The sequence below is a fragment of the Intrasporangium oryzae NRRL B-24470 genome, assembly GCF_000576595.1.
Taxonomy (GTDB): domain Bacteria; phylum Actinomycetota; class Actinomycetes; order Actinomycetales; family Dermatophilaceae; genus Intrasporangium_C; species Intrasporangium_C oryzae.
This window is the reverse complement of the sequence record NZ_AWSA01000052.1, coordinates 23071-30223: the sequence shown is the minus strand read 5'-3', so window position 1 is coordinate 30223 and position 7153 is coordinate 23071. Positions and strand designations below refer to the sequence as shown.

At 70.2% G+C, this 7153-nt stretch carries 6 protein-coding genes and 1 tRNA gene; 2 read left to right on the top strand and 5 right to left on the bottom strand.

Annotated features, from left to right (window positions below):
• Window positions 1–28 precede the first annotated feature (28 nt).
• Window positions 29–105 (bottom strand) — tRNA-Pro (locus N865_RS18080).
• Window positions 106–267: 162 nt separating this feature from the next.
• Entirely contained in the window at window positions 268–1200 is a 933-nt protein-coding gene (locus N865_RS18075) for a metallophosphoesterase (protein ID WP_034808988.1), read from the bottom strand.
• A gap of 67 nt (window positions 1201–1267) precedes the next feature.
• On the opposite strand from N865_RS18075, the gene N865_RS18070 reads away from it, so the two are divergent.
• Window positions 1268–1723 (top strand): GatB/YqeY domain-containing protein, encoded by a 456-nt coding sequence (locus tag N865_RS18070; protein WP_034808986.1) that lies wholly within the window; start codon window positions 1268–1270, stop codon window positions 1721–1723.
• 100 nt (window positions 1724–1823) lie between these two features.
• Here N865_RS18070 and N865_RS18065 read toward each other — a convergent pair whose 3' ends face one another.
• Entirely contained in the window at window positions 1824–4235 is a 2412-nt protein-coding gene (locus tag N865_RS18065) for a transglycosylase domain-containing protein (RefSeq protein WP_034808983.1), read from the bottom strand.
• 266 nt (window positions 4236–4501) lie between these two features.
• Between N865_RS18065 and N865_RS18060 the strand changes: the two genes are divergently transcribed.
• Window positions 4502–4792: a WhiB family transcriptional regulator gene (locus N865_RS18060; RefSeq protein WP_034809006.1), complete on the top strand. Its 291-nt coding sequence runs from the start codon at window positions 4502–4504 to the stop codon at window positions 4790–4792.
• Window positions 4793–4827: 35 nt separating this feature from the next.
• Here the strand turns inward: N865_RS18060 and N865_RS18055 are convergent, their stop codons facing one another.
• Window positions 4828–5997: an ArsA family ATPase gene (locus N865_RS18055; protein ID WP_034808981.1), complete on the bottom strand. Its 1170-nt coding sequence runs from the start codon at window positions 5995–5997 to the stop codon at window positions 4828–4830.
• The gene (locus N865_RS18050; protein WP_084328359.1) at window positions 5994–7025 is read right to left on the bottom strand and encodes an ArsA-related P-loop ATPase; all 1032 of its coding nucleotides are present in this window, start codon (window positions 7023–7025) and stop codon (window positions 5994–5996) included. Before N865_RS18050 ends, N865_RS18055 begins: the two co-directional genes overlap by 4 nt.
• Window positions 7026–7153: the final 128 nt, after the last annotated feature.

The following is a 7153-nucleotide window of genomic DNA, read 5'->3' as shown; positions in this document are numbered from 1 at the left end:
CTGTCAACGGTGTCTCGGGACATCACACTGGTCGGGGTGACAGGATTTGAACCTGCGACCTCTTCGTCCCGAACGAAGCGCGCTACCAAGCTGCGCCACACCCCGTGATGCACTCCCCGCCGGATTTCGCCGAACCGGGCAGCAGTCAGGAATGCTAGTACACGACCGCCCACATCTCCGAATCGGATACCTCGCCCGGACAGCGCCCCCCTCCCGGCCACGACGGACGCGAACGTATGCCGCTCAGCCGGCTCAGCGGCATACTGCTCAGTCGCGTGGGACGAGCGTCAGGAGCGTGGCTTCGGGACGGCACGCGAGCCGGACGGGGGCCGTGGGCGACGTGCCGAGGCCGGCGGACACCTCGAGCCAGGCGGCTCCCTCAGGGGCCTCCGAGGACGGCCGGTGGCCCGCACCGGGCCACCACCGCGACAGGCCCTTGGCCCGGCTCGTGTCGAGGTCGCAGTTCGTCACGAGGGCGCCGTACCGGGGGACGCAGACCTGCCCGCCGTGCGTGTGGCCGGCGATGAGCAGGGCGGCTCCGTCGTCGGCGAACGCGTCGAGGACGCGCTGGTAGGGCGCGTGCGTCACCCCGATGGTGAGGTCGGCCTCGGGGGAGGCCGAGCCGCGGACGAGGTCGAGCCGGTCATAGCCGAGGTGCGGGTCGTCGACGCCGACGAAGTCGAGGCGCAGGCCACGCACGGTGAGGGTGTCGCGGCGGTTCGACAGGTCGACCCAGCCGCGCGATCCGAGGCCCCGGATGAGGTCTGCGGTGGGGAGCCGGTTGCTCGTGCCGAGGCCCTCGGCGTGGTTGCGCGTGAGGTAGCGGAAGGGGTTCTTGACCTTCGGCGAGAAGTAGTCGTTGGACCCGAGCACGAAGACGCCGGGTCGGTCGAGGAGCAGCTCGAAGGTGTCGAGCACCGCGGGCACGGCGTCGGGCCCGGCGAGGTTGTCACCGGTGTTGACGACGAGGTCGGGGTCGAGCGAGGCGAGGCTGTGGATCCAGGTCGACTTCGCGCGCTGGCGGGGCAGCAGGTGCATGTCCGACAGGTGCAGCACACGCAACGGGTCCGCGCCGGCCGGCAGCACCGGCACCTCGAACCGCCTGAGCACGAAGGCGTTCCGCTCGATGAGCGACGCCCAGCCGAGCACCCCGGCTCCGGCGAGGCCGAGCCCGAGCACGGTCCGAGTCACAGCACGCATGGCGCCATCCTTGCACCCCGGTGGAAATCGGAGAGGGCAGCGACGCGCACCTGAGAGACTGACCCCCATGAGCACCCTGAAGGAACAGCTGCAGTCCGACCTCACCACCGCGATGCGCGAGCGCGACCAGGTCCGGGCCGGCTCGCTGCGCATGGCCCTGACCGCCGTCACCAACGAGGAGGTCGCGGGCAAGGAGCACCGCGAGCTCACCGACGACGACGTGCTCAAGGTGCTCACCAAGGAGGCGAAGAAGCGCCGTGAGGCCGCCACCGCCTACACCGACGCCGGGCGCGCCGAGCTCGCGGCCAAGGAAGAGGCCGAGCTCGCGATCCTCGAGGCCTACCTGCCCAAGCAGCTCACCGACGACGAGCTCGCGACGATCGTCCGTGAGGCCGTCACGGCGTCGGGCGCGACGGGGATGCCGCAGATGGGCCTCGCGATGAAGGCCGCCAATGCGGCCGTCGCGGGCCGCGCCGAGGGCGGGCGCGTCGCCGCCGTCGTCAGGCAGGTCCTCGCCGGCTGACACCGGGTCGCAGACAGCCGAGGGGGCCGGCGCGTGAGTCGCGCCGGCCCCTTCGGCTGCCCTGAGTGCCCCTACGGGTGCTCGGGGCGCCGTATGCCGCTCAGCCCCGTCCCGGCTTCGTCGGCTTTCCGTTGGGCTTGCCCGGCGGCTGGAAGACCGTCGGCTGGCCCTGGTTGTTGCCGCCGCCTCCACCGCCGCCTCCGCCTCCGCCGCCTCCGCCGGAGGGGTAGATGGTGATGTCGCTGCCGTCGGGCGCCTTGCCGCTCGGGGACGTCCCGACGATGAGGCCGGACGGGAGGGACGACGGAACGGCGCTGCCGACGGTGACGGAGAAGCCGGCGTCCTGGAGGGCCTTGGTGGCGTCGGTGATGCTCATGCCGCGAACACTGGGAACGTCAACCATCGAGCCCTTGGAGAACTTCGCCGACGGCTCGGGGAACGTGAGCCGCGGAGTGCCCGCGAGGGCCCGGTTCATGATCCCCTTCCAGATCGGCGCCGCGATCGCCGCGCCGTGCATGACGGGGTAGAACTTGCCGCCGACCGTGACGTTCTTCATGACCCGGGTGCTGGGGTCGTACGGGGTGCCGACCCAGACGGCGGTGACGAGGTTCGGCGTGTAGCCGACGAACCACGACTCGTTGTTGTTGTCGGACGTCCCGGTCTTGCCGGCCGACTGGCGAGCGCCGCCGTCGAGCTGGTTTCGGATGCCCGAGCCGTGGGTCATGTTGTACTCGAGGAACTTGTCGGTGGCGCGGACCGCGTCTGGATCGGCCACCTGCTGGCACGTGGTCTTCGGCTGGGCGATGACCTTGGCGCCCTGCGTGATCTTCGTGACCGCGACCATCGTGCACCGCTTGCCGTCGGAGGCGAGCGTTGCGTAGGCGTGCGCCACACCCTGCGGGGAGACGTCGGACGCGCCGAGGATGTACTGCGGGGCGTAACGGCCGATGACCTCCCCGTCGGACTGGTGCAGGCCGAGGCGGATCATCGTGTCGCGGACCTTGCAGCCGCCGAGCTTCTCGGCGAGGGCGACGAACGCCGTGTTGGTCGACAGGGCGGTCGCCTTCATGAGGGTGATGCTGCCGCCACCGAACGGCGTGTCGTTGTGGACGGGCCACCTGTCACCGGGACCGCAGTTGCCGCGGCCGCCGGGCCACTCGCTCGGGGAGTACCAGGCCGGTGAGTCACCGGCCGCCTTGGCGTTGACGGACGAGTTGAGGCTCATGCCCGACTCCATGGCCGTCAGGAGCGAGAACGCCTTGGCCGTCGAGCCGAACTGGAAGCCGCCCGAGCCGCCGTACTTCTTGTCGAGCGCCCACGCGATGCCGGTCTTGCCGCTGCTCTCCCGAGCCACGGTGTAGGTCGTGTTCTGGGCGAAGGCGAGCACCTTGCCGGTGTTGGGCTCGGTGATGTAGGCGGCCGAGCCGACCCTGGATGGGTCACCGATCGGGACCTTCTTGGTGATCTCCTCCTGGGCGATCTGCTGGACCCTCGGGTCGAGGGTCGTCGTGATCGTCAGGCCGCCCGTGTAGAGCAGGCGCTTGCGCTCCTCGACCGTCTTGCCGAGCTCCGGCATGGCGAGGACGTAGTTGATGATGAAGTCACACCAGTACGGGTAGGGCGAGGCGAGGCACGTGCTCTTGGGCATCGTGACCCTCATGTCCTGCTTGAGCGTGCGCTTCTTGGCGTCGGTCCACTGCTTGTCGGTGATCCGGCCGAGCTCGTGCATGCGGTCGAGGACGACGTCGCGCCGCGCGATGGCCCGGGTCGGGAAGTGCACCGGGTCGGTGGTGCCCGGGTTCTGCGTCAGGCCGGCGAGGAGGGCGGCCTGCGAGAGGCTGAGCCGCGACGCGGGGATGCTGAAGTAGTGCTGCGCCGCGGCCTCGACGCCGTAGGCCTGGTCGCCGTAGTAGACGAGGTTGAGGTAGCCCTCGAGGATCTGGTCCTTGGTCATCGTCTTCTCGAGCGTGATGGCGTACTTCAGCTCGCGGAGCTTGCGCATGTAGTCCTTGCGGACCGCAGCCTGCGCGGCCGCCTTGTCACCCGCGTTGAGCGCGGAGTACTGCAGCGAGACCTTGACGAACTGCTGCGTCAGCGACGAGGCACCGGACGTCGTCTGCCCGGTCCGGATGTTGGAGATCGCAGCGCGGATGACGCCCTGCAGGTCGACCCCGCCGTGCTCGTAGAAGCGGTGGTCCTCGATGGCGACCTGGGCCTCGCGCATGATCGGCGCGATGTCCTTGAGCGGCACGACGATGCGATTCTGCTCCTGCGGCGTCGCGATGACGCTACCGTCAGCGGCGAGGATCTTCGACTGCTGCGCCAACGGGTCGGTCTTGAACTCGCTCGGCAGCTCGTTGAAGACGTCGACGCCGCTGCGGGCCAGGGCCCCCGTCGCGCCCACGGCCGGCATCAGCAGCCCCGCTGCCAGCAGGCCGAGAACGAGGGCCGAGGCGAGGAAGGCACCGAGCAGGCTGATGACGCCGCTGATGGACGTGGTGCGTGAAGACATGGGCCCAAGGGTAACCGCTGAGCCTGTTCCAACCCCGGTTCCGAGATGGGCGCCCGCTGCACGGACCACGGCCTGAGACGCGATGACTAGTCACCGCCACCGACGAAATGGTCCATACGGCCTATGTCGGGGTGCATCACACGCTCGTAATGTCACATTTGGGCCGAAGGGGGGTCCACCTGATCGGGGTCTTCATGACCCGTGATCGGCCCGGCGTCGTGGGAGGTGTCGGGCAGGGAGGGGTTTGAGTCATGAGCGTGGTCCCGATGACGAGTTCGTGGGTCGAGGAGTGGGCCAGCCAGGCGCTCTGCAGCAGCCAGGACCCGGACGCGCTGTTCGTCCGCGGCAAGGCGCAGCACGACGCCAAGGCGGTCTGCAAGGCCTGTCCGGTGCTCGCCCAGTGCCTCGCCGAGGCACTCGACAACCGGACGGAGTTCGGGGTATGGGGGGGCATGACCGAGCGGGAGAGGCGGGCATTGCTGCGCAAGCGGCCCGACATCGTGTCGTGGAAGGCCGCCCTCCGCTCGGGCATGGCTGCTCAGTCCAAGCACGCCTGAGCCGCACCGCAGTTCTCTCGAGGGTCGTGAAGGGGTCACGACCCCGAGAGTGCGTCCCCGACCTCCCGGAGGCCCTCCAGGTCGTGGACGTCGCGTCCGAGCGCAGGCACGTGCACAACCGGTATGCCGGGATGCCCCAGTGAGAAGCCGTCGGCGAGCTCGCGCTGGCGTTCGGCCGTGCGCACGAGCGAGGCGTGCAGGCGAAGGACGCCCGCGGCATTCGTCGCCGATCGGGGTCCGGCCCCGTCCTCGAGGGACTCGGCGACGGCCTGCGCCCGCGCGGGGGTGAGACCCGAGGCCGCGACGCGGGTGATCCGGTTGACGACGAGCCCGGCGAGCGGCATACCGTCGGCCTCGAGGCGGTCGACGAAGAACGACGCCTCGCGCAAAGCGTCGCGTTCGGGTGCGGCGACGACGAGGAAGGCGGTCCCGTCCTCCGAGAGGAGGCGGTAGGTCTCGTCGGCCCGCTCGCGGAAGCCGCCGAACATCGTGTCGAGCGCGTTGACGAATGTCTGGACGTCGCTCAGCATCTGGCCGCCAAGGATCTTCGTCATCGTCGAGCTGACGAGCTGAACGCCCATCCCGAAGACCTTGAGGCCGGCTCGGCCGCTCGCCTTGGCCGGCGCGGTGAGCAGGCGGATGAAACGGCCGTCGAGGAAGCTGCCGAGCCGGTTGGGGGCGTCGAGGAAGTCGAGGGCCGACCGGGACGGAGGGGTGTCGACGACGATGAGGTCCCAGTTCTCGGCGCTCGCCTTGAGCTGGCCGAGCTTCTCCATCGCCATGTACTCCTGCGTCCCCGCGAAGGACGAGCTGACGGCCTGGTAGAAGGGGTTGGCGAGGATCTGCTCGGCCTTCTCGGGCTCGGAGTGCGCGATGACGACCTCGTCGAAGGTCCGCTTCATGTCGAGCATCATCGCGTCGAGGCTGCCGCCCTTGGAGGTGTCGATGGCGTGGACCGGCCGGGGCGTGTTGTCGAGCTGGGTGAGGCCGAGCGACTGGGCGAGGCGCCGCGCCGGGTCGATGGTGAGGACGACGACCTTGCGGCCTGCCTCGGCGGCACGCAGGGCGAGCGCTGCGGCCGTCGTCGTCTTGCCGACGCCGCCGGACCCGCAGCAGACGACGATGCCGATCGAGGGGTCGTCGATGAGCCGGTCGACGTCGAGCCGTGGCGGCGCGGGCACCGGGGGAGTGGGCGCCGGGGTCATCGGACCATGCCCTCGGCGACGAGGACCTCGGCGAGCTCGCGCACGGCGACCGCGTCGACCCCGCCCGGCAGCGCCGGGAGCGTCACGATCGGCAGGCCGGTCGACTCGAGGAGGGCGAGCTGCTCGCGCTCGAGGTCGACGCGCAGGGCGTGGTCGCGGGCCTCGTCGAGCAGGCCCTCGACGAGTGCCGGGGTCACCTTCACGCCGGCCTCGGCGAGCTGGGCGCTGATGGACGGCTTGTGCAGCCGGCCCTCTCTCGCCTGGTCGAGGGCCGCGTCGTCGAAGAGCGGCTCGCGGACCATGTTGACGACGATCGCGCCGGGGTGGAAGCCCTTGGCGCCGAGCTCCTCGATGGACTCGAGCGTCTCCTGGACCGGCATCTCCTCGAGGAGCGTCACGATGTGAACGACCGTCTGGCCGGACTGGAGCAGCCGGGTGATCGACTCGGCCTGCGAGTGGATCGGGCCCATCCGCGCGAGGTCGGCGACCTCCGAGTTGACGGAGAGGAAACGGCCGATCCGCCCGGTCGGCGGGGCGTCGAGGACGATCGAGTCGTATGCCGGTGGGCTGTCTCCCTTGTGCCGGCCGTCCTGGCGCCGTCGGTTGGCTTCGTAGATCTTGCCGATGAGCAGGACGTCGCGGACCCCCGGCGCGATGGTCGTCGCGAAGTCGATCGCGCCGAACTTCTCGAGGAGCCGGCCGGCGCGGCCGAGCTTGTAGAAGAGCTGGAGGTACTCGAGCAGGGCGGCCTTGGGCTCGACCGACAGGCCGACGATCTCGCCGCCGCCCGCGACCCGGGTCACGGGCGTCTCCTCGGTCCCGAGCGGTGGCACGTCGAAGGTCTGGCTGATGCCTTGCCGACCCTCGACCTCGGTGAGCAGGACCCGGTGATGGTGCGCTGCGAGGCCGATCGCGAGGGCCGAGGCGACGGTCGTCTTGCCGGTGCCCCCCTTGCCCGTGACGATGTGCAACCGCGCGGCGCCCCACGGCGGTGCTGCCGGGACCCCCTCCTCCTGCGTGCTCGTCACGCCTCCCACCCTATTGCGACCTCGGCGGCGGCGTTCGACGGTCCTCTGGGTCTCCGAGGTTGTGGGTCGACGTGGAGCGCCGGGCGGAAGGGCTGGGTTTTCAGCTCGAACCGGGCCGACCGGAGCAC

Bases quoted from the DNA above. Each gene is read 5' to 3' on its own strand.
- N865_RS18070 (WP_034808986.1), top strand. From the start codon at position 1,268: ATGAGCACCCTGAAGGAACAGCTGCAGTCCGACCTCACCACCGCGATG.
- N865_RS18055 (WP_034808981.1), bottom strand. From the start codon at position 5,997: ATGACCCCGGCGCCCACTCCCCCGGTGCCCGCGCCGCCACGGCTCGAC.
- N865_RS18065 (WP_034808983.1), bottom strand. From the start codon at position 4,235: ATGTCTTCACGCACCACGTCCATCAGCGGCGTCATCAGCCTGCTCGGT.
- N865_RS18075 (WP_034808988.1), bottom strand. From the start codon at position 1,200: ATGCGTGCTGTGACTCGGACCGTGCTCGGGCTCGGCCTCGCCGGAGCC.
- N865_RS18060 (WP_034809006.1), top strand. From the start codon at position 4,502: ATGACGAGTTCGTGGGTCGAGGAGTGGGCCAGCCAGGCGCTCTGCAGC.